Here is a 290-nt window from a genome sequence, read left to right as displayed (position 1 = left end):
CAATTATTCAACGTAAAGGAACAGGAGCGCTTCGCCAAGGTGTACAAGATTACTTGAAGAAACACCGCGGTGTGAAAAACTACCGCTACGGTGACTTGGGCGAGGGAGGCCTAGGCGTAACAGTTGTCGAATTAAAATAGCAAACAACGAAACAAAGGGGAACCATTATATGTTTATGGACAAACTTGCAAAAGAATTGTTAGCTTGTTGCGGAATATTTTTGGTAATTGGGGTTATTTATTTAGTTGTTTTTGCGACGTAAAAGAGCGTCACTCGTGGCAGAGTGATAT

At 41.4% G+C, this 290-nt stretch carries 1 protein-coding gene; it reads left to right on the top strand.

What is annotated here, in order from left to right; all coding sequences use genetic code 11:
* A partial coding sequence (locus ACSG5Z_RS31475) for a Smr/MutS family protein (protein WP_435712913.1) occupies positions 1 to 140 on the top strand: 140 nt, incomplete at its 5' end.
* Between the last annotated feature and the right edge of the window lie 150 nt (positions 141 to 290).

This window comes from Bacillus pretiosus (assembly GCF_051294775.1).
In the GTDB taxonomy this organism is placed as follows: domain Bacteria; phylum Bacillota; class Bacilli; order Bacillales; family Bacillaceae_G; genus Bacillus_A; species Bacillus_A wiedmannii.
The sequence above is the reverse complement of the archived record's forward strand: the minus strand, read 5'-3'. Positions and strand labels throughout refer to the sequence as shown.